The sequence below is a fragment of the Streptomyces galbus genome (assembly GCF_005280195.1).
Lineage (GTDB): Bacteria > Actinomycetota > Actinomycetes > Streptomycetales > Streptomycetaceae > Streptomyces > Streptomyces galbus.
This window is the reverse complement of the sequence record NZ_SZPR01000008.1, coordinates 454,114-479,374: the sequence shown is the minus strand read 5'-3', so window position 1 is coordinate 479,374 and position 25,261 is coordinate 454,114. Positions and strand designations below refer to the sequence as shown.

The following is a 25,261-nucleotide window of genomic DNA, read 5'->3' as shown; positions in this document are numbered from 1 at the left end:
GGACGTGCAGCCAGCAAGTCAGTCACCCGAGCAACCCGAGGGCCCCGCGGGGCGTCTCCACCGGGCGCGTGCCCTCTACCGGAACGTCTCCAAGCGGCGTACCGCCTGGCTGCTGCTGAAGGACACGGTCAACTCCTGCATCGAGTACCGCATCCTGGGTCTCGCCGCCGAGGCCGCGTTCTTCTCGCTGCTGTCCGTGCCGCCCCTGCTGCTCAGCCTGATCGGGCTGCTCGGCTACGTCGACGACTGGACCGGCACCGACACCATCACCAGCCTCGAGACCAACATCCTCGACGCCTCGCGCACCGTCCTGTCCGACAAGGGCGTCCACCAGATCGCCCAGCCGATCCTCGACGACGTCATGAAGGGCGGCCGGCCCGACGTCATCTCGATCGGCTTCCTGTTCGCCCTGTGGTCCGGCTCGCGCGCCGTCAACGTCTTCATCGACACCATCACCGTGATGTACGGCCTCGACGGCGTGCGCGGCATCGTCAAGACCCGGCTCATGGCCTTCGCGCTGTTCACCGTGGCGCTGCTGATCGGCTCGATCGCCCTGCCGCTGATGGTCGCCGGACCCGACGCCGTGGTCCGCGTCCTGCCCTGGTCGACGACCGTCGTGCAGGTCCTGTACTGGCCCGTCGTCATCGTGCTGTCCATCGTCTTCCTGACGACGCTCTACCACGTGTCCGTGCCCGTGCGCTCGCCCTGGATCGAGGACGTGCCCGGCGCCCTCGTCGCCCTCGCCATGTGGGTCCTCGGCAGCTTCCTGCTGCGCCTGTACCTGCAGAGCACCATCGAGGGCGCCACCATCTACGGCTCCCTGGCCGCCGCGGTCGCCGTGCTGCTGTGGATCGGTGTGTCCGCGTTCGCCGTGCTGGTCGGCGCCGCCGTCAACGCCGCCATCGACCGCGTCTGGCCGGCCGCCGCCACCGCCGCGGCCCGCGCCGCCAACGAGCGCCTGCGCCAGGAGGAGGCCGCCGAGTACGTCGCCCGGCTCGCCGCGGCCCACGCCCACGAGGACCCCGACGACCCGGACATGCCCTCCGAGTTCCCCGAGCGCTGGTCCCGCTTCCTGCCCCCCGAGGACGTCACCGGCCGCCTGCGCACCCACGCGCGGGCCGCCCCGAAGCACCCGCACCACCACCAGCACCAGCACCACGGGGAGGAGCCCCCCGCTCCGGGGAAGTGACTCCAGCGCGCACCGGGCGCACGTCTGCCTGGCCGCGTGGACGCCCCGCCCCCGCTCACCGGCGCTGACCTCCCGGCTGCCCCCGGCGCAGCAGGGTGCGGCCGGAGCACTCAGGAGGCCACGGTCGTCGTATGCGCTCAGCCCCTGGTGCGACGGCGAACGGCGAAGACCCGCATCGTCAGGGCGACGGCGAGCAGCACCCAGGCGGCAGCGCAGTACGCCCACGCGGTCGTTCCCCGTACCGCGCCGACGGAGGTCCAGACCGCCCACAGCGCCACCAGCACCGCCAGCGCGGTCCAGGCGATGTCGGCGATACGGGAGGGTAATTGGGCGCGCTGCCTGGTGCCGGGTTCCAGTGTGCCGAGTCCGTGGTGCTGCGGCGCGTCGTGACGCGACATGGACAGTTCCTCCCGCGTGGTGAGGGTGCACTTTCCGTAGGCGTTCCGGATACCCGGCGCGGAAAGCGGCACACTGCCGACGGCTGTCCGTCAGCCCTTGAGCCCGTAGAAGCGGATGGGGGAGTTCGGCTCGAAGCCGATCCTCGGGTACACGGGTGCGCCCGCCGCCGTCGCGTGCAGTGTCGCTCGGGTCAGGCCGGTGGCCCGGGCACCCTCGTAGAGGGCCTTGCGGGTCACCGCCTCCCCGTAGCCGCGGCGTTCGCAGTCCGGGTCGGTGGCGACCAGGACGACGAAGAGGCGTCCGTCGGCCTCCACCGTGGCGGCGCAGGTGACGGGGACGCCGTCGCGCAGGCCCAGGTAGGCGTGGACGTCGCGCTTCCACAGCGTGGACCCGGCCAGGCCGTCACGGCCGTCCTCCGGATCGAACCCGTAGGCCCGTGAATTGAGGTCGGCGTAGGCCCGCAGCAGCTCGTCGTCGGTGACGCGCCGGAACGTCAGCTCGTCGTGGGCCGGCTCAGGCAGGGACGGCAGGTCGGCCGCCATGCCGGTGCCGGGGAAGGCGTAGGCGAGCCCTGCCGCGTCGGCGGCCTCGTCGAGCCCGGCACGGGCCGGCTCGTCGACGAGGTCCTCGAAGACCCACAGGAACCCCGGCCGCCGCTTGGCGCGCATCACCTCCGCCGCCTCGCCGAGCCGCTGCTCCACCAGCCGGGCGTCCGCGCCGACGTCGGTCAGCGTGAGGCAGTTCCAGAACGCGAACCGGCAGTCGGCCCAGCGCACCGCGATCCCCGGGAGGTCGCGGACATCGGCCCCCGGGTCACGGTCGAGGACCATGATCCGCCAGACCAGGGCGAGTTGTTCCATCGACTCGACCGAGTCGGCGTGACGGTGCATGAGACCCCCGAGGTCGTCGACAGCGCGCGTCGACGGACAGTACACGCTGTTCACCGCCCGGCGGGCCGCACGGGGACACGTACCGGCCAGGGCGTCGACCGGGGGCGGCGGCGCGCCGCGGATCGCCGTTCGGGATGCCGTCCGTTCTCCTGTGGACGTTTTCGTACAGACGCCCTGCCCAAGGGCGAGCCGGAGGATTTTGCGTACCGGGTCACCGTCGCGGAGGCGCAACGGAGCGCGGCTGCTCCACGTCCCGAAGCCGGTCGAGGCGGGCGATGACCGGACCTGCCGTGATCCCGTGCAGCACCACCGAGGCCAGCACGGTGAACGTCACCACGGCCCACAGCTCACGCTGCGGGACAGCCGGACCGTCGTGGCCCAAGGCGTAGGCGAGGTAGTACAAGGAGCCGATCCCGCGGACGCCGAACGCTGCGACGACCCAGCGTTCCCGGCTTCCCAGGCGGCTGCGCAGCAGTCCGGCCCACCCCGCCAGCGGCCTGATCACCAGCAGCACCGTGCAAGCGGCGACCGTGCCCCGCCACGTCAGAGCGGACAGACCGCCCCGCGCGATGAAGGCACCCAGCAGGAACAGCACGGTGGCGGTCAGCAGGCGTTCCACCTGCTCCATGAAGTCGTGCAGGACGTTGTGGTAGCCGTGGGCGCGCTCGGCGGCCCGGATGGCGCAGGCGGTGACGAAGACGGACAGGAAGCCGTACCCCCCGGCAAGCTCCGTGACTCCGTAGGTCAGGAAGGTGGCGCCGAGCGCGACGAAGCCCTCCCTGTGCTGGGACAGTCGCAGCGTCCTCGAGCGCGTCCGGAAGAACAGCCAGCCGAGCAGCTTGCCCATCAGCAGCCCGACCAGCACGCCGACAGCACACTTGTAACCGAGGTCCTCCGCCACCCAGGGACCGATCCACTCGCCCGACCAGCCGCTGCCCGCGGCGGCCGCCAGCCCCACGGCCGCGTACGTCAGCGGGAACGCCAGGCCGTCGTTCAGACCCGCCTCACTGGTGAGGGCGAACCGCACCTCGTCCTCATCGTCCTCGTCGTCCGTGGGCTCGCCCACCCGTACTTCCGAGGCGAGCACCGGGTCGGTGGGCGCGAGGACGGCCCCCAGCAGCAGCGCGGCGGCCGGTGGCCAGTCGAGCAGCCACCAGGCGACCGCCGCGGTGACCAGGAACGTCAACGGCATGGTGACACCCAGCAGTCGCCAGGTCGCGCCCCACCGACGCCACCCGACGGGCCGGTTCAGCGCCAGCCCCGCACCCATCAACGAGATGATCACCACGACCTCGGTGACATGCTCGGCCACCACCCGGTCGCCCACCGGGTCGACCACGGGCAGCGGCAAGGGCAGCAGGTACACGCCGATGCCGCACAGCAGGAAGACCAACGGCATCGACAGCGGTCGTCCGGCCAGGACCCGGGGCAGAACGGCGGCGAGCAACGCCCCGACCCCCAGCCACGCGAAGACCACGTCCGCGCTCGTCATCGGTACGACCCGCCCTTCCCGCCGCCCTGGATCACCACGTGTGCCCGGCTGGGCGCCCCGGCCGACTACCCCGGATGCGCAGCGCCATGATCGGACAACGGGTGTGGCGGCCACCTCCTGGCTGGGCCGGGTCGCTGCAGCAAGGAGTAGCCGCGCATGATGTCGGAGTGCTCGCACCAAGAAAGGGTGTCGATGATGTGGTCTCTGTCTGCCCCGCCGTTGCTGCGAGACGGGCAATCGGCGCTCTGGTTCACCGTCGGTTTCATCGTGCTGGTAGGAGGCGCGATATTTCTCTTCAGTAGGAAGGATCGGTGGCCCCTGCGCGCTTGAGATCGACCGCTACGGCAAGGACTGCGCCGAGCTCCGGGACCGCCACGGACAGCGCCCTGGCGCCTGCGCGGCGAGCGCACCGTCGAGAAGGCCGCGCGCCTTGCGAGCGGTCTCCACGACCCGGCGCTGCCGGCGTCCGCCCCCAACGGTGCCGGAACCAGACCCGCCGTTGCCCTGCGCAGCCGCACCGTGTACGTGCTGAGCACCGCCGAGGACCCCAACCCGGTGCCGGCCCACCTGGCCGGACAGGACATGGGGTGCCGCCCTTGGTCCCCCGCGGTACACCCGGCGTAGCCTGGTGTCCGTGTACGCGGAACGCCCCTCCCGGCTGCCGGGCGCGGTCCTGTGGACGGCCGCGCCGAGCGGCCGGGAGCCGCGCGCGGTGCTCCCCGACGGCTGCATGGACCTCATGTGGAGCGAGGGCCGGCTCCTGGTCGCCGGCCCCGACACCGGCGCCCACGTACCCGACGGGCCGCCCGCCTCCTGGGCGGGTCTGCGCTTCTTCCCCGGCACCGCGCCCGGCTTCCTCGGCGTGCCGGCCCACGCACTGCGCGACCGCCGCGTGGACCTGACCGACCTGTGGCCCCCGGCCCGGGTACGGCGCCTGCGCGCCGCGGTGGAGGCCGCGACCGACCCGGCGACCGGCCTCGAGGAGGCGGTGCTGCCCGGTGTGACCCCGCCCGACCCGGCGCTGCGCCGCCTGGTCACCGCCCTTGGCGCGGGCCGTCCGGTCGGTGCCGTGGCCGACGAGCTCGGCTTCGGGGCACGCCGGTTGCACCGGACCTCCCTCGCCCGTTTCGGCTACGGCCCGAAGACCCTGGCCCGCGTCCTGCGCCTGCAGCGCGCGCTGGCGCTGGCCCGCGCGGGCGCGCCGCTGGCCGGGACGGCGGTGCGGGCCGGCTACGCGGACCAGGCTCATCTCGCGCGGGACGTACGGGCGTTGACGGGCCGGACGCCGTCGGAGCTACTGGGCGAGCGGCGCGAACAGGTCGACGCCGTTGCCGTCCGGGTCGTGGACGACGGCGTACCGCTGGCCCCAGAAGGCGTCCCAGGGCTTGAGCTCCCCGTGGTGGCCAGCGCCGACGAGCTGTTCGTAGACGGCGTCCACCTCACCGGGCGTCTCGCAGCGCAGGGCGAGTGAGGCCCGCCCGCCGCCGGACGGGGCCCGCCACCCGGGGTGGAACGACCGCACGGTGTCCTCGGTGTCCAGCAGCAGCCGCAGCCCGCCGGGCAGCACCGCCTCGGCGTGCGGCTCCCGCTCGGCACCCTCGGGGAAGGCGAACCCGAGCCGCCGGTAGAAGGCGACGGAGGCGGCCATGTCGGAGACGACCAGGCCGATGGCATCGAAACGCGGAGTCGGTGAAGTCATGGGGCCACGGTAGGCAGGGGACGGGGAGCGGGTCTTGAACGAAACGGACAGCGGGCGGGGGCAGACGGATCGGAGGAGGACCGCGGGGGACCGCAGTGGCCTTGCGTCCGGACACCGTCCGGCGGTCAGCCGAACGTGACCGGGCCGTTCGGGGTGTCCACGGTGAAGGAGAACCCCCAGGGACCGGGGGACACGGTGAGGTCGGTGCCGAGCGCGGTCAGGCAGGGGCGCACCTCGTGCGGGGCGGGCGCCGTCGCCGTGAACGACAGCAGCGGGAGGACCGGGAGACCCGAGTCGGTCGGGTGTGCGGCGGCGCCCCAGTCGATGAGGAACGGCGCCAGGTCGCACGGCAGCGGCGGCCCGTCGGTGAGCCGCCACTCCAGCAGCACCCCGTCCGGCCGGCGCCGGCTCATCGCCCGGATGTCCCCGGGGTCGTACCCCTGCCCCCGCGCCGCCGCCACGGCCGCGTCCAGGTCGGGCGGGCTGATCGCCCAGGTGAGGGTGCGCGCGGCCGGCAGCGCGTCGACGCCGAAGGGGCGGCTCCGGGAGGGGCCGGGCCGGTCGGGGTCGGGTCCGATGATCTCCAGGTAGGCACGTCCGCCCAGCCCGACCAGGTGGTTGCGCGTACCGAGGTCGACGTGCGCGCCTCCCGGCGCCGGCGCCACACCCGTGCGCCGCGTGAACTCGGCGACCGTGGCGGCCAGATCGGGTGTCGCGAGGACGATGTGGTCGAGGTGCGCCGGGAAGGACGTCATCCCGCCGAGCCTACGCGCCGGCCCCGCGACGCCCCCGACGTTCCGCAAGATCGTCCGCCCTGTGAACTCGGTGCAGCCGGTGAGCCGCGCCGACCCGGGGCATAGGGTCGGGGCCATGACCGCCCGGCTGCTCGTGTACACCCGCACCACCGACTACCGCCACGACTCCATCCCGGACGCCGTCGCCGCGCTGCGCGCGTTCGACGGCGTCACGGTCGACCACACCGAGGACCCAGCCGCCCTCGAGACCCGCCTCGACGCCTACGCCGCGGTCGTCTTCCTCTCCACCAGCGGCGAGGTGCTCACCCCCGCCGGCCGGGACCGGCTCGCCGCGTACGTCGACGGCGGCGGCGCCTTCGTCGGCGTCCACGCGGCGGCCTGCACGGAGGAGGACTGGCCGTACTACGGCGAACTGCTCGGCGCCCGCTTCGCCCGGCACCCGGAGTACCAGCCGGGCAGGGTCGTCGTGGAGGACCCCGGCCACCCGGCCACCCGGAACCTCCCCCCCGTCTGGGAGTTCACCGACGAGTGGTACGACTTCCGGACCAACCCCCGCGCCCGGGTACGGGTGTTGCTGCGTGCCGACGAGACGTCGTACGAGGGCGGCGGCATGGGCGACGACCACCCCCTGGCCTGGACGCGCGAACAGGGCGCGGGACGCGTCTTCTACACCGCCCTCGGGCACGCGGCCGCGGCCTACCGGAACCCCGACTTCCTCGCCCACGTGCGGGGCGGCCTCGCCTGGGCGGTGGGCGGCGCCCCGCAGGACTCCTGACGGGAAGCCCCCGTGCCGCCTTCTCCGGCCCCGAGCAGCCCTGGCCGCGCGGCGTCCCGGACGTGCGCCCGGCGCCGGCGCCGACATGTCATGCCACGGCGCCGGCGGCCCGCCCCGTCCCGCGGAGGGATCGGACGGACCGCCGGCGCCGTGACATCGTTCCTCGGCGTGGTCACGGCTCATGGTTCACACCCCGGTCCTCTCTGCCGGTGTGTGGGACGGGGTGCTCCGCTCAGCAGCGGCTACGGCCTTCTCGGTGCGCATCGTCAGGAGTGTGATGAGTCCGCCGGCGGCGGCGATGACGGCGGCCGCGGTGAAGGCCGCGCTGAAGCCGTCGGTCAGGGCGGGTAGGTCACCCAGTGCGCCGGCGCCCCGGGAGGTGGCCAGGGCGGTCAGTGCCGCCAGGCCGAGCGCGGAGCCGATCTGGTAAGTGGTGTTCACGATGCCGGAGGCCAGGCCCGCCTGTTCGGCCGGGGCCCCGGACATGGCCGCCATCATGGCCGGGATGTACGCCAGCGCCATGCCCAGCGCCGCCACCAGCGAGGCGGGCAGCACGTCGACGGCGAAGGAGCCGCTCGGCTCGACGGCCGACAGCCACAGCAGGCCGGCTGCGAGAACGAGCAGGCCGCCGCCGATCAGCGGCTTGGCGCCCAGGCGCGCCAGCAGCCGGGCCGTGATCGCGGTCATGAAGACCATGAGCAGCAGCGTCATCGGCAGCAGGGCGGCTCCGGAGGCGAACGCCCCGTAACCGAGGACCTGCTGCAGGTAGAGGTTGAGGAAGTACCACATCGGGATCCACGCGGCGCCCAGCAGCGTCATGGCCAAGTTGGCCGAGCCCAGCCGCGGAACGCGCCAGATGCCGAGCGGCATCAGCGGCTGGCGCGAGGTCCTCTGGAGGACGAGGAACAGCACCAGCAGAGCAGCGGCGCCGACGAGTTCGAGCACCGTCTGCGTGGCGCCCCAGCCGGTCTGCGGCGCGCGGACCACGGCGAACACCGTGAGCGCGAGACCGGCGGTGACGGCCGCTGCGCCCAGCACGTCGAGCGCTCCGCGACGGGGGGCGACGGACGGGAGCAGCGTGGTCGCGGCGAGCGTGGCGGCGCCGATGGGGACGTAGATGATGAACACCCAGGGCCAGCTGAGCCATTCGGTGAACACGCCGCCGAGGAAGACGCCCGCGGTGCCGCCGGCCGGGGCCGCCGCGCCGTAGAGGGCCATGGCCTTGCCGAGCTCCTTCGGGTCGTGTGCGAACAGCGTCATCAGCAGGGTCATCGCGGCCGGGGCGATCAGTGCGCCGCCGACGCCCTGGACGGCACGGCCGACGACTTCCACCCACGCGGTCTGCGCGGCCGCCGCGACGACGGATCCACCGATCAGTACGGTCCAGCCGGCGGTGAACACGCGGCGTGCGCCCAGCAGGTCGGACAGCCGCCCGCCGAGGAGCAGCAGACCGCCGAAGGCGACGACGTAGGCGTTGAAGACCCACTGCAGCTCGCCCTGTGAGAAGCCGAGGTCCTTCTGCATCTGCGGGAGTGCGACTCCGATGATCGAGGTGTCCATGATCACCATGAACTGGGCGGTGGCGAGCACGGCGAGTGCCCACCAGCGCTTGGCGCTGACGGTCGGCATTGCCTTTCCCTCTCGAAGAGCAGGCATACCCCTAGGGGGTATCTGTCATCGAGAACATAACATACCCCAGGGGGGTATCTATGGGCCGTCACCGCGCCGCCCGATCCGGCGGCGCGGCCGCGTGCGTCGTGGGGTGCGGGCGCGGGTGCTAGGGGGTGTCTTGCCGATCAGGCCGGGCTCGCGGCGTCTGATGCCGCGCCTCGCCGCGTTGTCGTCAGTCGCCGATGCTCCGCATCGGCTCCCTCCTCCGCCTTGCGATGCACGGCACCAGACGCCGCTCCCTGATCCGGCCTGATCGGCAAGACACCCCCTAGCGCAGGACGCGCCACCGGTTGTCGGCAGTGCCGTCGTCCGGGGCCTGCACCACGAAGGCGCCGATCGAGGTGGAGCCGTTCTCCACGCCGAGCAGCTTCCCGCTGTTCACGTTGCGGATCTTGAAGGTGCCGTCGCCCTGGTCGAGGAGGATCCAGCGGTGGTCGGCGGTGCCGTTGTCCGACCACTGCAGGACGGCCGCGCCGTCCGCCGCCGACATGTCCCGCACGCCGAGCACCTTGCCGCTGTGGGCGTTGCGCAGGCGTACGGCGTCGCCGTCCGGGATCATCTGCCAGTCGTGGTCGGCGGTGCCCGAGTCGCTCCACTGCAGGGCGCGGCCGCCGTCGGCGGTGGACATGTCCTGGACACCGAGGACGAGGCCGCTGGCGGCGTTGGCGAGGCGGACGGACGACGCAGCGCCGGTGTTCCAGTGAACGGTGTAGTTGTGGCCCTGGGCGTCGTGGAAGGGGCCCAGGGCGACGGCCGCCCCGTTCGCCGTGGCGGTGAAGGAGAGCGCGGTGGAACCGGTCCGCCGGATCGAGGACGGGTCCAGCGCGGGCAGCGACCCGAGCGCGGTGTCACCGTAGTTCCCGGACAGGACGACGGGACCGTAGGTGACCGCGGCCACGTTCGGGTCGTCGTTGGCCGGCCGCAGGACGGTCCGCATGGGCAGGCGGACGGTGACCGTGTCGCCGGAGGTCCAGGCACGGGTCAGCGTGGCGTAGCTGCCGGGCGTGGTGGCGATGTTCTGTACGGCGCCGTTGACGCTGACGGTGGCCCCGGTGGTCCAGCCGGGGATGCGGATGCGCATCGCCCACGTGCCGCCGACGGAGCCGGTCACGCTCAGGGCCGTGGTGTCGCTCGCCGGGTAGGACGTGGTCTGGGTGACGGTGATGCCGCGCTCGGTCCAGGTGAGCACCGACGGCACGAACAGGTTCACCGTCAGGGTGGTGCCGGCGTGGAAGTAGACGGAGTCCATCAGCCGGGTGTGCATCTCCAGGCCCGTGCCCTGGCAGCACCAGAAGGTGGTGTAGTCGGTGCTCCAGGTGCCGCCGCCCCACGCCGGACCCACGCCTCGGCGACCGCCGGGGTCGAGCGGGGTGAAGTACGTGACGTGACCGTGGGGGTCGGCCGGGTTCTGCTGGCCGATCATCTGGTTCAGCCAGGCCTGCTCGTAGTAGTCGAACAGGGCCGCCCGGTCCGGGGTGAGGGTGAACAACTCCCGGGTGAGCGTCAGCATGTTGACGGTGTTGCAGCTCTCGCAGGTGTCCCGGCGGAGGTAGCCGGCGATGGCGTTCGGGGCGCGGAAGTGCTCGGCCTGGCTGTTGCCGCCGATGGCGTAGGTGTGCGCACCGACGCAGATGTTCCAGGCGTTGGCGGCGATGTCCCGGTAGCGCGTGGTGCCCGTCGCCTTGTACGCGCGGGCGGCCCCGATCCATTTCGGCACCTGCGTGTTGGCGTGCAGCCCGGCCAGCCGGTCCTGGCCCGCCGCCAGCGGATCGAACACCGCGGCGTGGTCGAAGCGCTGGGCGGCGGTGAGCCAGCGGGTGTCACCGGTCTGCCGGAAGCAATCGATCAGCACGGCGTTCATTCCGCCGAACTCGGTGCCCAGCACGGCCTGCATCTGCGCCGTGCTCAGCCGCGCGGTGCGCCGGTCGACCCAGTCCGCCAAGGCGAGCAGGACGTCGCGGGCCTGTGTGCTGCCGAGGTGGCGCCATGCGTCCAGCAGGCCGGTGAGGGTCTTGTGGATCGTGTAGTACGGCACGTTCCCGTTGGACAGCGTGCCCGCCTCCAGTGCGGCGAAGTCGGACTCCGGGTAGCCCGACAGATACCCGGCGCCGAAGCCCGCGTTGCTGTTGCCGGCCTGGCACCTGGCCAGTTCCGCGACCATGTACAGGGCCTTGTCCCGGCAGACGGTGTCCCCCGTGACGGCGTACGCCTGCGCCCATGCGGTGAGGAAGTGTCCCTGCACATGGCTGCGGAAGGGGAAGTCGGGCGCCTCCCAGCCGCCCACCGGCGCCGCGCCTGCGGTCGGCCGGCGGTGGTTGACGCGGAAGGTGTACAACAGCCGGTCGACGTCCACGAACCGGAGGTAGCTCAGGGTGCGGTTCTGGTTGTCGAGCCATCGGCTCGCGGTCAGCTTCACCTGACCCAGTTCGAAGGGGGAGGCCAGCACCCCGGTGTCGGGGCGGACCGGCGGTACGGCCGCGTGGGCGGGGGAGCCGCTCAGGAGCGGCCCGGCGGCACCGGCGGCGGCGCCGGCCCCGGCGAGCTGGAGGAGGCGGCGTCTGCTGACGGAAGAGGACATGGGGATCCTTTCGGCTCAGGCTCGGCTCACGTGCGGGCTCGGACGCTCGGCTCGGGCTCGAGTGAGGACGGGAAGAGAGCTGTTCTGTATTTCGAACGCCGTTCGCAGGATCGACGAGACCATAGGGCGCGGGAAGGGGCGCGTCAACGCCTCAGGCCAGCCGGGACAGTTCCGCCCGTCGTACCTCGTGGCTCAAGGGGTGGCCGGAGGCCAGGCGTTCCAGTTCCTCCACCACGAGGCGGCCGAGGCGCTCCAGTTCGTTGCCGAGGGAGCCGGCGACGTGAGGGGTGAGGACGACGTTGGGCAGGGTGTAGAGGGGGGAACCGGCGGGCAACGGCTCGGGGTCGGTGACGTCCAGGATCGCGTGGAGGCGGCCGGAGACCAACTCGTCGACGAGCGCGGCCTGTTCGACCAGCGCACCCCGGGACGTGTTGATCAGCACCCCACCGTCCCGCAGCAGGGCGAGCCGCGCCCGGTCCAGCAGGTGGTGGGTCTCGGGGACGTCCGGCGCGTGCAGGGTGACGATGTCGCTGCGCCGCACCAGCTCGTCCAGGCCGACCAGTCGCGCGCCGAGCGCGCTGGCCTCCGCTGCGTCCACGTACGGGTCGTGCAACAGCACCTCGAACTCGTGCGGGCGCAGCAGTTCCAGCAGGCGGCGGCCCACCCGGGAGGCCGCCACGACGCCGACCCGGCGGCCCAGGTTGCCGGTGGCGGCCGTCTCGGCGGGGGTGGGCAGGGCGTGCGTGCGGCGGTACCGCTCGCGGTGCGCGAAGACGTCCTTCCCGGCGAGCAGGATCATCGCCAGCGTGTACTCCGCCACGGGCACCGCGTTGCCGGCGACCGCGCTGGACACCACGACCCCGCGCTGCCAGAGCGCCTCGCCGACCAGGGAGCGGACCGAGCCCGCCGCGTGCAGGACCGCGCGCAGCCGGGGCGCGGCGGCGAGCAGGGCGCCGCCCAGGTGCGGGCAGCCCCAGCCGGTGATCAGGACGTCCGCGGCGGACAGCGCCGGCGCCACGGCGGGGTCGGCGACATCCCGGACGACCAGGGCGGGGTCGATGTCGGCCGCCAGGCGCAGCCGCTCCAGGAGCGGCGCGGGGAAGAGCCGGGGGAGGTGCACGGGATCCATGGCGAACACGGCCCTGGGCAGTGGGGCGCTGGGCATGACCCTCCCAGGGGCGCACGGAGCGGCGGAAAGCGTTTTCCAGGCTAGGGGTGCGGTCGAAACCCGGTCAAGGAACGCGTGATCGTCGGCTCGACAGGGCGGAATACCCGGGGCCGGTGTGGTGCTCTGGTGTCACCGGTGCACGTGCGAGCACGGCGAAGGGCTGGTGGGCGCATGACGGCAGACCAGACGGACCTCGCGGCCAGACCCCAGGCGGATCCCGTCGTGGGGACCCCGTACGGGGCCGTACGCGGCCGCCACGAGCGCGGCGTGGCCGTCTTCCGGGGCATCCCCTACGCCGCTCCCCCCTTCGGGCCCCGCCGTTTCCGCCCGCCCGTGCCGCCCGAGCCCTGGGACGGCGTGCGCGACGCCGGCTCCTTCGGGCCGACGGCACCGAAACCGCCGTACTCCGAGGCGTTCGGGAAGTACCTCTCCGACCCCGACGTGCCCGGCGACGACTGCCTCAACCTCAACGTCTGGACCCCCGAACCCTCGCGCGGCGCGCGGCTGCCCGTCCTGGTGTGGCTGCACGGGGGCGCCCTGACCAGGGGGTCCTCCGCCGTCCCGGTCTACGACGGCCACGCCTTCGCCCGGGACGGCGTCGTGTGCGTCTCGGTCAACTACCGCCTGGGCGTCGAGGGGTACGGCCTGTTCCCCGACGCCCCCGCCAACCCCGGCCTGCGCGACCAGCTCGCCGCCCTGGAGTGGGTGCACCGCTCCATCGAGGCGTTCGGCGGCGACCCCGCCCGGGTCACCCTGGCCGGCCAGTCCGCCGGGGCGATCAGCGCCGGCGCGCTCATCGCGGCGCCGCAAGCCCAGGGGCTGTTCCGGCGCGCCGTCCTGCAGAGCGGGCCGCCCGAGGCCTCCGACCGGGACAGGGTGCGGCGCATGGTGCGGCGGATGGCGGCCCGGCTGAAGGTGCCCGCGACCGCGGAGGCGTTCGCCGCCGTCGACCGTGACGTGCTGCTGCGCGCCCAGGCCGAGGTCGGCCGGCTCAGCAGCCCCGTGCTCGGCGGCCCGGCGTTCGGCATCGTGGCCGACGGCGACCTGGTGCCGCGCGATCCCCTGGAGGCGCTGGTCGCCGGCGACGTGGCCCGCGACGCCGACCTGCTGGTGGGCTGGACCCGCGACGAGTACCGGCTCTGGCTGGTCCCCGGCGGCCTGCTGGAGCGGGTCGACCGGCTCGGCGCGCTCGCCCTGGCCGGGGCCATGGCCCGCTGCCACTGCGGCCACGAGGTGCCGCGCGGCTATCGCGCCCTGCACCCCGGCGCCGGGACCGCCGAGGTCGTCGGGCAGATGGTCACCGACCACCTGCTGCGGGTGCCCTTGCAGCGCCTGGCCGAGGGCCGGCCCGGGCCGACGTACGTGTACGAGTTCGCCTGGCCGTCGCGGCTGCCCGACCTCGGCGCCTGCCACGGGCTGGAGCTCGGGTTCGTCTTCGACAGCGGGGACACGCCGGAGTCCGCGAAGCTCGCCGGGGAGGGCACCCCGCAGGAACTGGCCGACGCGATGCACGGGGCATGGGTGCGGTTCGCGGAGACCGGCGACCCCGGGTGGCAGGCGTGGGACGACCGTCATCCCGTACGGGTCTTCGGCGGCGGCAGCGACAGCGGCGGCGCCGGGGTGGTGCACACCGCACACGGTCTGCGGGACGCTGAATTCCGGCTGTGGGAGACCTCCAGTGAGACGGCCGCCTCCCCAGCGCAGGCGGCCGCAGCGGCGCAGGCCGTCTCGGAGCTCGTGGCCGACCCCGACGACCCCGCTCCCACGTCGGGCCCCCTGCCCGCCCTCCTGACCGCCCGGCTCGCCCGCGGTGCGGAGCTGCGCTCGGCGGTGCGCCGACTGCGCCGGGTGACGGCGGCGCGACGTCACTGACGGGGCCGACCTGGCGTGCCGGTACCGCCCGTCCCGCCGCCGCGGCGTCGTCGTGGCGGGCGCGCACTTCCCCGCGCGCCTGGCTCGGCACGGTGCGGCCCCGCCCGGTGAGGCGCCCTGCCTACGCCGCCGTCAGCGTCCGTGCGATCGACGTCACCGCCTCCGGGCCCACCCGGCAGCACCCGCCGACCAGTCGTGCCCCGGCCGCCCGCCAGCCGCGGACCTGCTCCGAGGTGAAGCTGGCACGCCCCGTCCAGGCGCGTGCCTCCGCGTCCCAAGCCTCGCCGCTGTTCGGGTAGACGACGACCGGCTTCCCGGTGACCCGGGCCGCGATCCCGACGGCCCGGTCCACGTCGCCGGGGGCGCAGCAGTTCACCCCGACCGCGATCACCTCGTCCGCGTCGGCCGCGAGGCCGAACGGCTCCTCCAGCGGCTGTCCGGCGCGGGTGCGCACACCGTCGACCGTGTACGACAGCCAGGCCGGCACCCCCAGCCCGCGCACCGCCCGCAGCAGCGCCGCCGCCTCGTCCGCGTCGGGCACCGTCTCCAGGGCCAGCACGTCGGGGCCGGCGTCGGCCAGTACCTCCAGGCGGGGGCGGTGGAACCGCTCCAGCTCGTCGACGCTCAGCCCGTACCGGCCCCGGTACTCCGAGCCGTCCGCGAGCATCGCCCCGTACGGGCCCACCGAGGCGGCCGTCCACAGCGGGCGGGTGACGCCCCCGGCGTGCGCCTGCCGGGCCGCCTCGCGGGCCAGCTCCACGCTCAGCCGCAGCAGGCCCGCCGCTTCCTCCCGGCCGGTCCCGCGCCTGGCGAAGCCCTCGAAGGTGGCCTGGTAGCTCGACGTGATGGCCACGCTCGCACCCGCGCGGTAGTACGCGAGGTGCGCCTCGGTGATCGCTTCCGGCCGCTCCGCCAGCAGCCGGGCCGACCACAGCTCGTCGCTCAGGTCGTGCCCGGCGGACTCGAGCTGGTTGGACAGGCCTCCGTCGAGGACGACGGCCCCGGCCGCGAGGGCCTCGGCGAGCGGGGAAGGGGCGGGGGAACGGGTGTCGCTGGTCATGACCCGACGCTAGTCCACAGAGGGGGAGCGTCAGCAAAGAGCCCCCGGTGTCGGGTCCCGGGCGGGGCAACTCCCGTGCCTGCAGGGGGTCAGCTTTCAGTGACGATCGGACAACACTCAAGATATTGTCGATCAAGCGCTGGACCGGAGGTCATGATATGGCAATTCGGCCCTATCGGAAAAAGTGGCGCAGAGTCGAAGAATGTGGGTAATTCATGCGTTTCAAGCTTTTGTCAGTGATGGCGGCAGCAGTAGGAATCCTCGCCCTCGGTGTCGCTCCCGCCAGTGCCAAAACGGTGAATTGGCAGATCGTGAGCACCAACTCCAACTGGTACTGCGGTGGCGGCTACATCACGCATCCGGTGTCAGAACATGTCAACTTCAAGGCGTGTCTCGTCGTCAACGCCAACAACGATGCGCAGACCGTCCTGGTCGTACAGAACACCGCGAGTGTGGCAGTGGCGATCGGCGGGCTCGTTTTCTTCGACGGAGGTTCGGTCTCGAACACCACTGATTGCGCCGCCTCCACGCTCAATCCTGGCTTCACGCGTGGTTGCTTCGGGCCAACGTTCCACATCGACAGCGGCACTAGGATATGGGGCAACGGAAATCTGACTCTCAACGGCGTCACCCAGTCGTACGGCTGGGTCGACCGGTGGGTGTTGGCCTGACCTTCGGTGACGAAAGGCTCGCCCTGGTGCCGGTGCCGGACGTGTGACATCGTCCGCCGCGGCTTCTTCGTGTTGTGGAAGCCGGACCTGCTGGTCCGCACGACCACTGCCGTCTGCCACGTTCGCGCTGCGGGAGCAACGCCACGTGCTGGAGCTGGAGGTGATCGGACCCGCACGACCCGTGCTCGTACGACGACCTCGGTCTGCACGATCGAAGCCCGTGCCGGAAGGACGAACACGTCTCATGCACCTGCCCCCGCCCGACCCCGGCCTGAGCCCGCGCACCGGCTACGCCCGCGCCCACTGGGAGGCCGCCGCCGACGCCCTGCTCGCCGCGGTCGAGCCGTACGCCACCGCGGACCGCGCCCTCTACCACCTCCCCGGCCCCCGGCCGAGCTGGTCCGGCCGGCTCTCCGACGGTCTGGAGGGATACGCCCGCACCCTGCTGCTCGCGGCCTTCCGCCGGGACGAGCGGGTGCTCGCCCGCTACGCCGACGGCCTCGCGGCCGGCCCCGCGGGCGTCTGGCCCCGGATCGAGGACCGCGGCCAGCCCCTGGTCGAGGCGGCGTCCGTGGCCCTCGCCCTGCGGCTGACCCGCGAGCTGCTGTGGGACCGGCTGGACGACGCCGTGCGGCAGCGCACGGCCGACTGGCTGGCGGACGCGCTCACCGCCCGGCCCTGGCCGTGCAACTGGGAGTTGTTCCCCGTGACGGTCGGCGGTTTCCTCGCGTCGGCCGGCTACCGGGTCGAGGAGTCCCGCGCGGCCGTCGAACGCGGCCTGGAGCGGATCGAGCAGTGGTACGCCGGCGACGGCTGGTACACCGACGGAGACGGCCGCAAGTTCGACTACTACAACGGCTGGGCGATGCACCTGTATCCGGTGCTGCACGCCTGGCTGGCGGACGACCGTGAGCGGCTGACCGTCTACGGTGCGCGGTTGTCCGGCCACCTCGCCGACCACGCCCGTCTGTTCGGTGCCGACGGCGCCCCGGTGCGGCAGGGCCGCTCCCTGACGTACCGGTTCGCCACCGCCGCCCCGCTCTGGCTGGGCGCCCTGACGGGCCACACCCCGCTGCCGCCGGGCGAGACCCGCCGCCTCGCCTCGGGTGCGCTGCAGTACTTCCTGGAGCGCGGCGCGGTCGACTCCCGCGGCCTGCTCACCCTCGGCTGGCACGGCCCCGACGAGAGCGTCCTGCAGGGCTACTCGGGCCCCGCGTCCCCCTACTGGGCCAGCAAGGGCTTCCTCGGCCTGCTCCTCCCCGCGGACCACCCGGTGTGGACGGCCCCGGAGGAGCCCGGGCCGACCGAGCGCGGGGACGCGGTCACGGGGCTCGCGGCCCCCAACTGGCTGCTGCAGTCGACCCGTTCGGACGGTCTGGTGCGCCTGCACAACCACGGCAGCGAGGACGTCCGCTGGGACCCCTACTACACCCGCCTCGCCTACTCGACCGTGACGGCGCCGAGTCCCTCGTACGACAACAGCGTGGTCGTCGGGGGCGATGCCGGGCGGACGGGGATCGTTCCGCTGGGCGTCGGTGACGGTTGGGCGGCCTCCCGGCACACCGCCGCCGGCGGCACCGCGGAGGTCACCAGCCTCATCGTGGCGCGCGGCGCGGTCGAGGTACGCGCGCACCTGGTCACGGGCGCGGCCCCCGGAACTGCGGTGCGGGTCACCGGCTGGGCGCCCTCGGACGGCGTGCGGGCCGAACTGGTCCCCGTAGCAGGGCTGTCGGCGCAGGACGCGCCCACAGAAGCGAGCGGCCCCACCGGACCGAGGGGAGCGGCAGCCGCCGTCGGGCTGACCGGTGAGACCGGTGCGGGCCCCACCCTCTTCGTGGCCCTCGCCCGCCTCACCGGCGAGCCGGACCCCGCCCCGTTGGAGGAACTGGTCACCGTGGAGGTGGACTCCGCCGAGGAGGTGCACCTCCGGTGGCCCGACGGCACCCGGGAGCGATTCGGTCTGTCCTCTCGCCCCGTTCGTCTCTCCGGGTGAGAATCCGCTCCATGACCTCCACGATCCGCCACACCACGATCGACACCACCGACGCCTACGCCCTGGCACGGTTCTGGTCCCGGGTGCTCGACCTGCCGCTGCACGAGGACGACGAGCCCGGCGACCCGGAGGCGCTCATCGAGGGCGCGGGGCTGCTCTTCGTCACCGTCCCGGAGGGCAAGACCGTCAAGAACCGCGTCCACTTCGACCTCCAGCCGCAGGACCGCACCCGTGACGAGGAGGTCGAGCGGCTGCTCGCCCTCGGCGCCACGCTGGTCGACGACCGCCGCAACCCCGACGGCACGGGATGGACCGTCCTGGCGGACCCGGAGGGCAACGAGTTCTGCGTGGAGCGCAGCGCCGCGGAGCGGGCGGCGGGCTGAGCGGAGGCGGACCGCCGACCACCGGCGGAACGGTTCGGCCGGCGCCGAACCGTTCCGCCCCCACCCTGGTCCCATGACCCCTTTCGCCGCCCTTCACCACGCACCCGGACCCCTTCTGCTCCCCAACGCCTGGGACCACGCCTCCGCCTCGGCCCTGGCCGCCGCGGGTTTCCCGGCCGTCGGGACCACCAGCCTCGCCGTGGCGGCCGCCGCGGGGCTGCCCGACGGGGCCGCCGCGACCCGGGAGGAGACGCTGCGGCTGGCCCTCACGCTCGGCTCGGCACCGTTCCTGCTCAGCGTCGACGCCGAGGGCGGGTTCAGTGAGGACCCCGACGAAGTGGGGGAGTTCGCGCGGCAGTTGTTCGCCGTCGGCGCGGTCGGCGTCAACCTCGAGGACGGGCTGGGCCCGGTGGACCGGCACGCCGCGAAGATCGCCGCCGTGAAGCGGGCCGCGCCCGGCCTGTTCGTCAACGCCCGTACGGACACGTACTGGTCGGGCGACGGCAGCGGCACCCGGGCCCGGCTGGACGCCTACCAGGAGGCGGGCGCCGACGGGGTGTTCGTGCCGGGGCTCACCGACCCGCGGCAGATCGCGGCCCTCGTCCGGCACCTGGACGTGCCCCTGAACGTCCTCTACTCGCCCGCCGGGCCCGGACTGACCCAGCTCACCGGCCTCGGCGTGCGCCGCGTCAGCCTCGGCTCCCTGCTGTACCGGCGGGCGCTCGGCGCGGCTCTGGAGGCACTGGACGACGTCCGCCGCGGCCGCGCACCCCACGGAACGACACCCACCTACGCCGAGGTGGACGCCCTCGCCCGCACCGGCACCCGCACCCGGCAGGACTGACCCCGCCGCCTCACCCCTCCCCCCCCGGCGTCCGGCTACGCCCCCGACTCCGTCCCCGTCCCTGAACTCGCCTCCGTCTCCGCCTCCGCCTCCGCGCCTGTGCTCGTCCCCGCGTCCCGCGGCCAGTGCGTCAGCGCCGCGTGCAAGGCGTCCACCGTCCTGTCCCAGGAGGCGCGCACGTCGCGGGGGGCGCCGAAGCCGCCGCCGGCCTCCAGGGCGCAGTAGCCGTGGAAGGTGCTGCGCAGCAGGCGGACGGCGTCGGTGAGGTCCGGTTCGGTCAGGCCGTAGGCGCCGAGGAGGCCGTAGGTGACCTCGGCGGTGCGGCGCAGGGCGGGGGAGGAGGCGGCGAGCTCCTGGTCGACGCGGATCTGGGTGGCGGCGTAGCGCCCCGGGTGGCGCAGGGCGTAGTCCCGGTAGGCGCCCGCGAACGCCACCAGTGCCTCCTTGCCGGTGCGCCCGGCGACGGCGGCGGCGATCGCCTCGATCATCTCGCCGCCGGCCAGCAGGGCGACGCGGGTGCGCAGGTCCTGGATGTTCCTGACGTGCGAGTAGAGGCTCGCGTCCTTGACGCCGAAGCGGCGGGCCAGCGCGGACAGGGTGACGTTCTCGAAACCGGCCTCGTCGGCGAGGTCGGCGGCCGCGGCGACCAGCCGCCCGGTGGACAGCCCGGCTCGGGCCACACCACACCTCCTGGGGTGTCCTGGGAACCAGCCAAGGCTACCCACGGTGCACGACCGAGCCGCCGCGCCCCGGGCCGGCGTCGATCACCTCCCCGTCGTCCGGCGTTCATGTCCCGCCTCGATCCTCCTCACGCGGCGCACCGGCACCGCGGCAGGCAGCCGCGTGAAGACAGCGGCATCCAGGAGGCGTTCATGGGACACGGACACCCGCACGGGCAGGGCCACCCGCACGACCACGGGCCCGCGGCCGGGGCGGCGCTGCCCGCCGCGTTCGACACGTCCGTGCCCGACGAGGAGTTGTCCCCGCAGCAGCGGTCGCGCCGCTCCCTGCTGCGGCGTGCCGGGCTGCTCGGCGCGGGGCTCGCGGCCGGCGGCGTCCTCGGCGAGGTGACGGGGGTGACGGGCGGCGCCGCCGCGTACGCCGCCCCGTCCGCCGGCGCGTCCGTCCCCGCCTCCTCCGGCCGGCGCGGCAAGGGCTTCCTCTGGCTGTCCGGCGACCACCACATCCACACCCAGTACAGCAGCGACGGCAAGTACCGCGTCGTCGACCAGGTCCGCCAGGGCGCCCGGAACGGCCTGGACTGGCTGGTCATCACCGACCACGGCAGCGCGGCGCACGCCAGGATCGGGGTGGAGAAGGTCAACCCGGACATCCGGGCGGCCCGCGCCGCGCACCGGGACACGCTCGTCTTCCAGGGTTTGGAGTGGAACATCCCGGCCGCCGAGCACGGCACCGTCTTCGTCCACCCGGGCAGCAACGAGGTCGCCGTCCTCAAGCAGTTCGAGACCGACTACGACGGCAGCGTCAACAACGCCTCCGACGCCACGCCCGCCAACGAGGCGCTGGCCGTCGCCGGTCTGGCCTTCCTCGCCGAGCAGGTGCAGCGGCGCAAGGTCAAGGACGCGCTGATGCTCGCCAACCACCCGGCGCGGCGCGGTGTGGACTCTCCGCACGAGATCCGCGGCTGGCGCGACGCGACCGGCGCCGGCCACCGGATCGCCGTCGGCTTCGAGGGCGCCCCCGGCCACCAGGCGTCCGGCCTGTCCGCGCCCCTCGGCCCGGGCCGGGCGCGCGGCATCTACGACAACAGCCCGAGCGCCAACTCCTTCGCCGGCTACCCCCTGGAGAGCTACCGCACCTGGGGCGGCTTCGACTGGATGACGGCCACCGTCGGTGGACTGTGGGACAGCCTCCTCGCCGAGGGCAAGCCCTGGTGGATCACCGCCAACTCCGACTCCCACCAGGTGTACGCCGACACCGCCGTGCGCGGCCCGGGCGGCGACTTCAACGCCGACGGCCGCTACCCGGACCCGGTCTACGGCGGGCAGATCGACCTCACCCAGGGCGACTTCTGGCCGGGCCAGTACAGCCGCACGCACGTCGGTGCCGACGGCTTCTCCTACGCGGCCGTCATGGACGGCATCCGCGCCGGCCGCGTCTGGGTGGACCACGGTCAGCTCGTCAGCGGCCTCGACGTGCGGGTCTCGGGCGGCGGCCGCTGGGCCACCCTGGGCGGCGCGCTGCACGTGAAGAAGGGCACCCGGGTCACCCTCACCGTGGACGTCGCCCTGGCCGGCGGCCCCAACTGGGCCGGGTTCACGCCGTCGTTGGCGCGCGTCGACGTCATCCAAGGCGACGTCACGGGCCCCGTCGCCGACCGGGACACCTTCACCGCGCCGACCGCGCGCGTCGTGCGGTCGTACGAGATCGGCGAGTCGGCGGGCACGGTCCGGCTCACCCACGACCTGGGCCGGGTGGACCGCCCCGTCTACGTCCGGCTGCGCGGCACCGACGGCAACCGCGGCGCGGTCGGCGCGATGGGCGCGGCCGTCGACCCGGCCGGTCCCGCCATCGACGTCGTCGGGGACGCCGACCCGTGGCGCGACCTGTGGTTCTACGCCAACCCGGTGTGGGTCCTGCCCTCGTGACACCCCCCGTCGTCACCCTGGACCCGGGCCTGCGGGACCTGCGCGCGGCCGACCACCTGCTCCTCACGCTGGCGGCCGAACTCGCGCTGCCCGAGGGCACGTTCGGCTGCACGCACCTGGTGCGGGGCGACCGGCCGCGCGTCGCGGTGTCGCTGGCCCTGCCGACGGACGCGGAGTTCACCGCCGTCCGGGACCGCCTGGCCGCGCGCGGGACGGCGTACGGCCGTCCCGACGCCGTGGGCCGTGCGGTGCTGTTCCCCGGCGCCGCCGCGCTCACCGGCACGACGACGGTCGGTGAGGTGCGGATGGCCTCGGCGATCGACCGCGTCACCGTGCTCGGCACCGCCGAGTCACCCGGTTCGGACACGGTTCTGCTGACGCGGGACCATGTGCGCCCGCAGTGGCAGGACGGCGCGCTCGTACTGGTCTGCATGCCGGCCGCGGGCGGCACGCTCGTGCCGTTCGAGGTGCCCGACCCGACGCCCTGCTGCGCCGACCACTGAGCGATCGGCCCCGTCGGCTCACGCCCGCCGCGCGCCCCGCCCGCGGCGGGCGCCCGGCGGACGCTGCACGGTGTCCAACGCGCCCACCGCGGCCCGCACATGGTCCTGCGGACACCACCACACCGCTCGCTCGTCCGCCTCGCGCAGGTGCATGCCGAGGTTGTGTTCGGAGCACACCGGCCAGGCCTGCCACAGGCGTTCGCTGACGGTGTCCTGCGCGGCCTCGGCGACGGCGAACAACGCGGAGACCGGGTCGGCGTCGGAGCCGTCCGGGAGGTGGTTGCCCCACCAGGTGCCGTCGGCCAGGGCCACATGGACGTGCTCGTGCGGGGCCTCGTCCTCCTCCCAGCCGGGCAGTCCCGTCAGCCGCAGCGGTGCGCGCTCGGGGAGCGTCGCGGCCAGGTCGCGGTTGACGAGGGCCAGCGCCTCGTCCCAGACCGGGTACTCGCCCGGCTCGACGGGGCGGGGCGGTGTGTCGAAGGGGTCGTTCATGCGGCCCATCATGCCGAGGACCGTGCCCGGGCCCTGCCGCGGCCCCCGCCAGGAGGGGCACCCGCCCGCACCCTGTGCTGCGCACGCGCCGTGACACTGGTGACAACGTTTCCCTCACGGTGCCGCCCGGTCGGTCGCCGTCCGGTCGGTCGCCGCCCGCATCCGGCTGCCGAGGGCCACCCCCAACTGGAAGCGGTTGTCGACCCCCAGCCGGTCCATGAGCGAGCGGAGGATGTTGGTCACCGTGCGGGGGCTGACGCCGAGCCGGCCGGCCGCGCTCGCGTCCGTGTGTCCGGCGAGCAGCAGCGCCACCAGCTTGCGCTGGCGCTCGTCGAGGGGCATGACCGTGGCGAGTCTCTCCTCCGGGGTCGGCCGTAACGGGGCGGACCGCTGTTCGCCGCCGGGCGTGCGGGGGCTGCTGCGGCGTACGGATGCGGGGTTCGTTGGGCCAGGCACGGGACTCCCCTGGTCGGTGGGCAGAAACTGACTGAGAAGGTGACAGGAGGGTGAAGGTTGTCAATAATCGGCTCCGATGCCGCAGGAGGCACCCCGATGAGTTCCGGATCCGGAGATTGATTCCCCGCATTCATCGATTTGAGTTAAAGTTGACTGACTGGTAATACCCGTTCATGTGGCCGAGGAGCAGGTGTGAAGATCTCGGGGGAAGTCGGCGCGCGTATCCGACGCCTGCGCCGGGCAGCCGGGATGTCCCAGGCCGAGCTCGCCGGCGACGGCCTGTCCGCGAGCTACATCTCGCTCCTGGAGGCGGGCAAGCGGGCGCCGTCGGCGGACGTGCTCGCCCAACTGGCCCGCAGGCTCGGCTGCGAGCCGTCCGACCTGAGCGGCGCCCTCGCGGAGATCTCGGTCAACGAGTTCCAGGTGGAGCTGAGTTACGCCGAGATGGCCCTGAACAACGGGGACGCGGACGCGTCGTTCGAGGCCTACCGCACACTGCAGCAGAAGGTGAGCTGCGCGGACCGGCCCGAGGTCTGGTACAAGGCGGAGTACGGCATGGCCCGGGCGCTGGAGCACGGGGGCCGGCTGGAGGAGGCGGTCGCCCGGTTCGAGTCCCTGCACGCTGCCTCCCAGGACCGTCCCGACCTGGTGCCGCGCCTGCCCACCGTGATCGCCCTGTGCCGGTGTTACCGGGAGCTGGGCGACCTGTCGCACGCCATCGAGGTGGCGGAGGCGACCCTGGCCGAGCTGGAGAAGCTCCGGCTCGGGCCGACCGTCGTCGGCATCGAGCTGCTCTCCACCCTGGTGGGCGTCTACATGGAGCGCGGCGACATGCACCGGGCGGCGTACCTCGCCACACAGGCGATCGAGCAGGCGGGGACGGTCACGGACTCCCGGGCGCTCGGCGCCGCGTACTGGAACGCCAGCGTGGTCATGCATCGCAACGGCAACACCGCGGACGCCCTCACCCTGATCGAGAAGGCGCTGGCCATCTACGCGGAGGGCGAGGACCAGCGGGCCCTGGCGCGACTGCGCAACGCCTACGCCATGCTGCTGCTCCAGTCGGAGACGGCGCAGCCGGAGCTCGCCCGTGACGTGCTCGACCAGAGCCTGACCAGCCTGCGCGAGGTCGGCAGCAGTGTGGACGTCGCCTACGGCCTGTCCGCCCTGGCCCAGGTCGAGCTGCGCCTCGGGAACGCCGAGGTCGCGATCGACCACGCCGAACAGGCTCTGGAACTGCTCGGCACCGACCACCGGCTGCAGAGCGCCCGAAACCATCTGGTGCTGGCCGCCGCCCGGTTGGCGCTCGGTGACCGCGAGTCCGCGAAGGACGCCTACGAGCGGGGCGCCCTGATGCTGGAGGCGTCGGAGGCCAACCGCCAGGCGGCCTTCGCTTGGGCCGAGTTGGCCGAGATCCTGAAGCTCTGCGGTGAGGACGAACGCGCGGTGTGGGCGTATCGGCAGAGCATGCGGTGCATGGGGCACCGGGAGACCTTCCTGACGGGCCAGAAGCTGACGTCGCGCACGTAGGGACGGCGCGGAAGGACGTGCGACCGCGCTGAAGGCGGCAGAGAGAGGGACGGCTCTGCCGCCTTCACGCGTCGGGGGCCCGTCGTCAGCAGCAGAGGGGAATGCCGTCGTCGTCCGGGGAACCGTCGGGTGCCGGCGCGGCGATCCCGGCCGGCGTTCCCGGCCTGGCCGGCTGCCCGCCGTGCACAGCGGACGCCATCGGCGTGGCGAAACACAGCAGGAGAGTGACGGC

22 protein-coding genes and 1 pseudogene are annotated in these 25,261 nt (G+C 73.5%); 11 read left to right on the top strand and 12 right to left on the bottom strand.

Features of this window, described 5'->3' with window-relative positions:
* Nucleotides 1–4: 4 nt before the first annotated feature.
* Entirely contained in the window at nucleotides 5–1,189 is a 1,185-nt protein-coding gene (locus E4U92_RS06585; RefSeq protein ID WP_137299291.1) for a YihY/virulence factor BrkB family protein, read from the top strand.
* Nucleotides 1,190–1,326: 137 nt separating this feature from the next.
* On the opposite strand, the gene E4U92_RS06580 is transcribed toward E4U92_RS06585, so the two are convergent.
* The 3 genes from E4U92_RS06580 to E4U92_RS06570 all read right to left on the bottom strand — a co-directional run bounded on the left by E4U92_RS06580 (nucleotide 1,327) and on the right by E4U92_RS06570 (nucleotide 3,970).
* Entirely contained in the window at nucleotides 1,327–1,587 is a 261-nt protein-coding gene (locus tag E4U92_RS06580) for a hypothetical protein (RefSeq protein ID WP_137299290.1), read from the bottom strand.
* 90 nt (nucleotides 1,588–1,677) lie between these two features.
* Nucleotides 1,678–2,478 carry a GNAT family N-acetyltransferase gene (locus E4U92_RS06575; protein ID WP_137299289.1) on the bottom strand — a complete coding sequence of 267 codons (801 nt, stop codon included), beginning with the start codon at nucleotides 2,476–2,478 and terminating at the stop codon, nucleotides 1,678–1,680.
* Nucleotides 2,479–2,689: 211 nt separating this feature from the next.
* The gene (locus E4U92_RS06570) at nucleotides 2,690–3,970 is read right to left on the bottom strand and encodes a cation:proton antiporter (RefSeq protein ID WP_137299288.1); all 1,281 of its coding nucleotides are present in this window, start codon (nucleotides 3,968–3,970) and stop codon (nucleotides 2,690–2,692) included.
* 634 nt (nucleotides 3,971–4,604) lie between these two features.
* Here E4U92_RS06570 and E4U92_RS06560 point away from each other — a divergent pair.
* Nucleotides 4,605–5,270 (top strand): annotated as a pseudogene (locus tag E4U92_RS06560) (helix-turn-helix domain-containing protein); the annotation flags it as partial.
* Here E4U92_RS06560 and E4U92_RS06555 read toward each other — a convergent pair.
* Entirely contained in the window at nucleotides 5,265–5,669 is a 405-nt protein-coding gene (locus E4U92_RS06555) for a VOC family protein (protein WP_137299287.1), read from the bottom strand. The pseudogene E4U92_RS06560 and the gene E4U92_RS06555 overlap by 6 nt on opposite strands.
* A 125-nt stretch (nucleotides 5,670–5,794) precedes the next feature.
* A complete protein-coding gene (locus E4U92_RS06550; RefSeq protein ID WP_137299286.1) occupies nucleotides 5,795–6,424 on the bottom strand; it encodes a VOC family protein in 630 nt (209 codons plus the stop codon).
* 115 nt (nucleotides 6,425–6,539) lie between these two features.
* Here E4U92_RS06550 and E4U92_RS06545 point away from each other — a divergent pair, with 115 nt between their 5' ends.
* Complete coding sequence (locus tag E4U92_RS06545; RefSeq protein WP_137299285.1) at nucleotides 6,540–7,199, top strand: ThuA domain-containing protein; 660 nt, start codon at nucleotides 6,540–6,542, stop codon at nucleotides 7,197–7,199.
* Between the two features lie 186 nt (nucleotides 7,200–7,385).
* On the opposite strand, the gene E4U92_RS06540 is transcribed toward E4U92_RS06545, so the two are convergent.
* From E4U92_RS06540 to E4U92_RS06530, 3 genes are all read right to left on the bottom strand, one after another.
* Nucleotides 7,386–8,828, bottom strand: a complete 1,443-nt coding sequence (locus tag E4U92_RS06540) for an MFS transporter (protein ID WP_137299284.1) — start codon at nucleotides 8,826–8,828, stop codon at nucleotides 7,386–7,388.
* A gap of 310 nt (nucleotides 8,829–9,138) precedes the next feature.
* Entirely contained in the window at nucleotides 9,139–11,448 is a 2,310-nt protein-coding gene (locus tag E4U92_RS06535; protein ID WP_137299283.1) for a beta-L-arabinofuranosidase domain-containing protein, read from the bottom strand.
* A gap of 151 nt (nucleotides 11,449–11,599) precedes the next feature.
* Complete coding sequence (locus E4U92_RS06530; RefSeq protein WP_174863711.1) at nucleotides 11,600–12,613, bottom strand: hydroxyacid dehydrogenase; 1,014 nt, start codon at nucleotides 12,611–12,613, stop codon at nucleotides 11,600–11,602.
* A 174-nt stretch (nucleotides 12,614–12,787) separates the two neighbouring features.
* On the opposite strand from E4U92_RS06530, the gene E4U92_RS06525 reads away from it, so the two are divergent.
* Complete coding sequence (locus E4U92_RS06525; protein WP_137299282.1) at nucleotides 12,788–14,488, top strand: carboxylesterase/lipase family protein; 1,701 nt, start codon at nucleotides 12,788–12,790, stop codon at nucleotides 14,486–14,488.
* A 121-nt stretch (nucleotides 14,489–14,609) separates the two neighbouring features.
* On the opposite strand, the gene mmuM is transcribed toward E4U92_RS06525, so the two are convergent.
* Nucleotides 14,610–15,548 (bottom strand): homocysteine S-methyltransferase, encoded by a 939-nt coding sequence (gene mmuM, locus E4U92_RS06520; protein WP_137299281.1) that lies wholly within the window; start codon nucleotides 15,546–15,548, stop codon nucleotides 14,610–14,612.
* A gap of 215 nt (nucleotides 15,549–15,763) precedes the next feature.
* On the opposite strand from mmuM, the gene E4U92_RS06515 reads away from it, so the two are divergent.
* From E4U92_RS06515 to E4U92_RS06500, 4 genes are all read left to right on the top strand, one after another.
* Nucleotides 15,764–16,219: a hypothetical protein gene (locus E4U92_RS06515; RefSeq protein ID WP_137299280.1), complete on the top strand. Its 456-nt coding sequence runs from the start codon at nucleotides 15,764–15,766 to the stop codon at nucleotides 16,217–16,219.
* A gap of 244 nt (nucleotides 16,220–16,463) precedes the next feature.
* Nucleotides 16,464–18,212, top strand: a complete 1,749-nt coding sequence (locus tag E4U92_RS06510) for a DUF2264 domain-containing protein (RefSeq protein WP_137299279.1) — start codon at nucleotides 16,464–16,466, stop codon at nucleotides 18,210–18,212.
* An 11-nt stretch (nucleotides 18,213–18,223) separates the two neighbouring features.
* Nucleotides 18,224–18,595, top strand: coding sequence for a VOC family protein (locus tag E4U92_RS06505; RefSeq protein WP_137299278.1), 372 nt, complete (start codon nucleotides 18,224–18,226; stop codon nucleotides 18,593–18,595).
* Nucleotides 18,596–18,668: 73 nt separating this feature from the next.
* Nucleotides 18,669–19,439, top strand: coding sequence for an isocitrate lyase/PEP mutase family protein (locus E4U92_RS06500; protein ID WP_137299277.1), 771 nt, complete (start codon nucleotides 18,669–18,671; stop codon nucleotides 19,437–19,439).
* 35 nt (nucleotides 19,440–19,474) lie between these two features.
* Here E4U92_RS06500 and E4U92_RS06495 read toward each other — a convergent pair whose 3' ends face one another.
* On the bottom strand, nucleotides 19,475–20,119 hold the full coding sequence (locus E4U92_RS06495; RefSeq protein ID WP_137299276.1) for a TetR-like C-terminal domain-containing protein: 645 nt from the start codon (nucleotides 20,117–20,119) through the stop codon (nucleotides 19,475–19,477).
* 192 nt (nucleotides 20,120–20,311) lie between these two features.
* On the opposite strand from E4U92_RS06495, the gene E4U92_RS06490 reads away from it, so the two are divergent.
* Nucleotides 20,312–22,048, top strand: a complete 1,737-nt coding sequence (locus E4U92_RS06490) for a PHP domain-containing protein (protein ID WP_137299275.1) — start codon at nucleotides 20,312–20,314, stop codon at nucleotides 22,046–22,048.
* The gene (locus E4U92_RS06485; RefSeq protein ID WP_137299274.1) at nucleotides 22,045–22,551 is read left to right on the top strand and encodes a hypothetical protein; all 507 of its coding nucleotides are present in this window, start codon (nucleotides 22,045–22,047) and stop codon (nucleotides 22,549–22,551) included. Before E4U92_RS06490 ends, E4U92_RS06485 begins: the two co-directional genes overlap by 4 nt.
* Before the next feature lie 18 nt (nucleotides 22,552–22,569).
* Here E4U92_RS06485 and E4U92_RS06480 read toward each other — a convergent pair whose 3' ends face one another.
* Together E4U92_RS06480 and E4U92_RS06475 are read right to left on the bottom strand one after the other, a co-directional pair.
* Nucleotides 22,570–23,043 (bottom strand): hypothetical protein, encoded by a 474-nt coding sequence (locus tag E4U92_RS06480; protein WP_229861952.1) that lies wholly within the window; start codon nucleotides 23,041–23,043, stop codon nucleotides 22,570–22,572.
* Nucleotides 23,044–23,157: 114 nt separating this feature from the next.
* Nucleotides 23,158–23,385 carry a helix-turn-helix domain-containing protein gene (locus E4U92_RS06475; RefSeq protein ID WP_137299273.1) on the bottom strand — a complete coding sequence of 76 codons (228 nt, stop codon included), beginning with the start codon at nucleotides 23,383–23,385 and terminating at the stop codon, nucleotides 23,158–23,160.
* A 363-nt stretch (nucleotides 23,386–23,748) separates the two neighbouring features.
* On the opposite strand from E4U92_RS06475, the gene E4U92_RS06470 reads away from it, so the two are divergent.
* The gene (locus E4U92_RS06470; protein ID WP_137299272.1) at nucleotides 23,749–25,029 is read left to right on the top strand and encodes a helix-turn-helix domain-containing protein; all 1,281 of its coding nucleotides are present in this window, start codon (nucleotides 23,749–23,751) and stop codon (nucleotides 25,027–25,029) included.
* Nucleotides 25,030–25,261 lie beyond the last annotated feature (232 nt).

Bases quoted from the DNA above. Each gene is read 5' to 3' on its own strand.
- E4U92_RS06515 (WP_137299280.1), top strand. From the start codon at position 15,764: ATGCGTTTCAAGCTTTTGTCAGTGATGGCGGCAGCAGTAGGAATCCTC.
- E4U92_RS06580 (WP_137299290.1), bottom strand. From the start codon at position 1,587: ATGTCGCGTCACGACGCGCCGCAGCACCACGGACTCGGCACACTGGAA.
- E4U92_RS06475 (WP_137299273.1), bottom strand. From the start codon at position 23,385: ATGCCCCTCGACGAGCGCCAGCGCAAGCTGGTGGCGCTGCTGCTCGCC.
- E4U92_RS06550 (WP_137299286.1), bottom strand. From the start codon at position 6,424: ATGACGTCCTTCCCGGCGCACCTCGACCACATCGTCCTCGCGACACCC.
- E4U92_RS06555 (WP_137299287.1), bottom strand. From the start codon at position 5,669: ATGACTTCACCGACTCCGCGTTTCGATGCCATCGGCCTGGTCGTCTCC.
- E4U92_RS06525 (WP_137299282.1), top strand. From the start codon at position 12,788: ATGACGGCAGACCAGACGGACCTCGCGGCCAGACCCCAGGCGGATCCC.
- E4U92_RS06505 (WP_137299278.1), top strand. From the start codon at position 18,224: ATGACCTCCACGATCCGCCACACCACGATCGACACCACCGACGCCTAC.
- E4U92_RS06500 (WP_137299277.1), top strand. From the start codon at position 18,669: ATGACCCCTTTCGCCGCCCTTCACCACGCACCCGGACCCCTTCTGCTC.
- E4U92_RS06540 (WP_137299284.1), bottom strand. From the start codon at position 8,828: ATGCCGACCGTCAGCGCCAAGCGCTGGTGGGCACTCGCCGTGCTCGCC.
- mmuM (WP_137299281.1), bottom strand. From the start codon at position 15,548: ATGACCAGCGACACCCGTTCCCCCGCCCCTTCCCCGCTCGCCGAGGCC.
- E4U92_RS06570 (WP_137299288.1), bottom strand. From the start codon at position 3,970: ATGACGAGCGCGGACGTGGTCTTCGCGTGGCTGGGGGTCGGGGCGTTG.
- E4U92_RS06545 (WP_137299285.1), top strand. From the start codon at position 6,540: ATGACCGCCCGGCTGCTCGTGTACACCCGCACCACCGACTACCGCCAC.
- E4U92_RS06530 (WP_174863711.1), bottom strand. From the start codon at position 12,613: ATGCCCAGCGCCCCACTGCCCAGGGCCGTGTTCGCCATGGATCCCGTG.
- E4U92_RS06490 (WP_137299275.1), top strand. From the start codon at position 20,312: ATGGGACACGGACACCCGCACGGGCAGGGCCACCCGCACGACCACGGG.
- E4U92_RS06535 (WP_137299283.1), bottom strand. From the start codon at position 11,448: ATGTCCTCTTCCGTCAGCAGACGCCGCCTCCTCCAGCTCGCCGGGGCC.
- E4U92_RS06575 (WP_137299289.1), bottom strand. From the start codon at position 2,478: ATGCACCGTCACGCCGACTCGGTCGAGTCGATGGAACAACTCGCCCTG.
- E4U92_RS06510 (WP_137299279.1), top strand. From the start codon at position 16,464: ATGCACCTGCCCCCGCCCGACCCCGGCCTGAGCCCGCGCACCGGCTAC.
- E4U92_RS06470 (WP_137299272.1), top strand. From the start codon at position 23,749: ATGTCCCAGGCCGAGCTCGCCGGCGACGGCCTGTCCGCGAGCTACATC.
- E4U92_RS06480 (WP_229861952.1), bottom strand. From the start codon at position 23,043: ATGAACGACCCCTTCGACACACCGCCCCGCCCCGTCGAGCCGGGCGAG.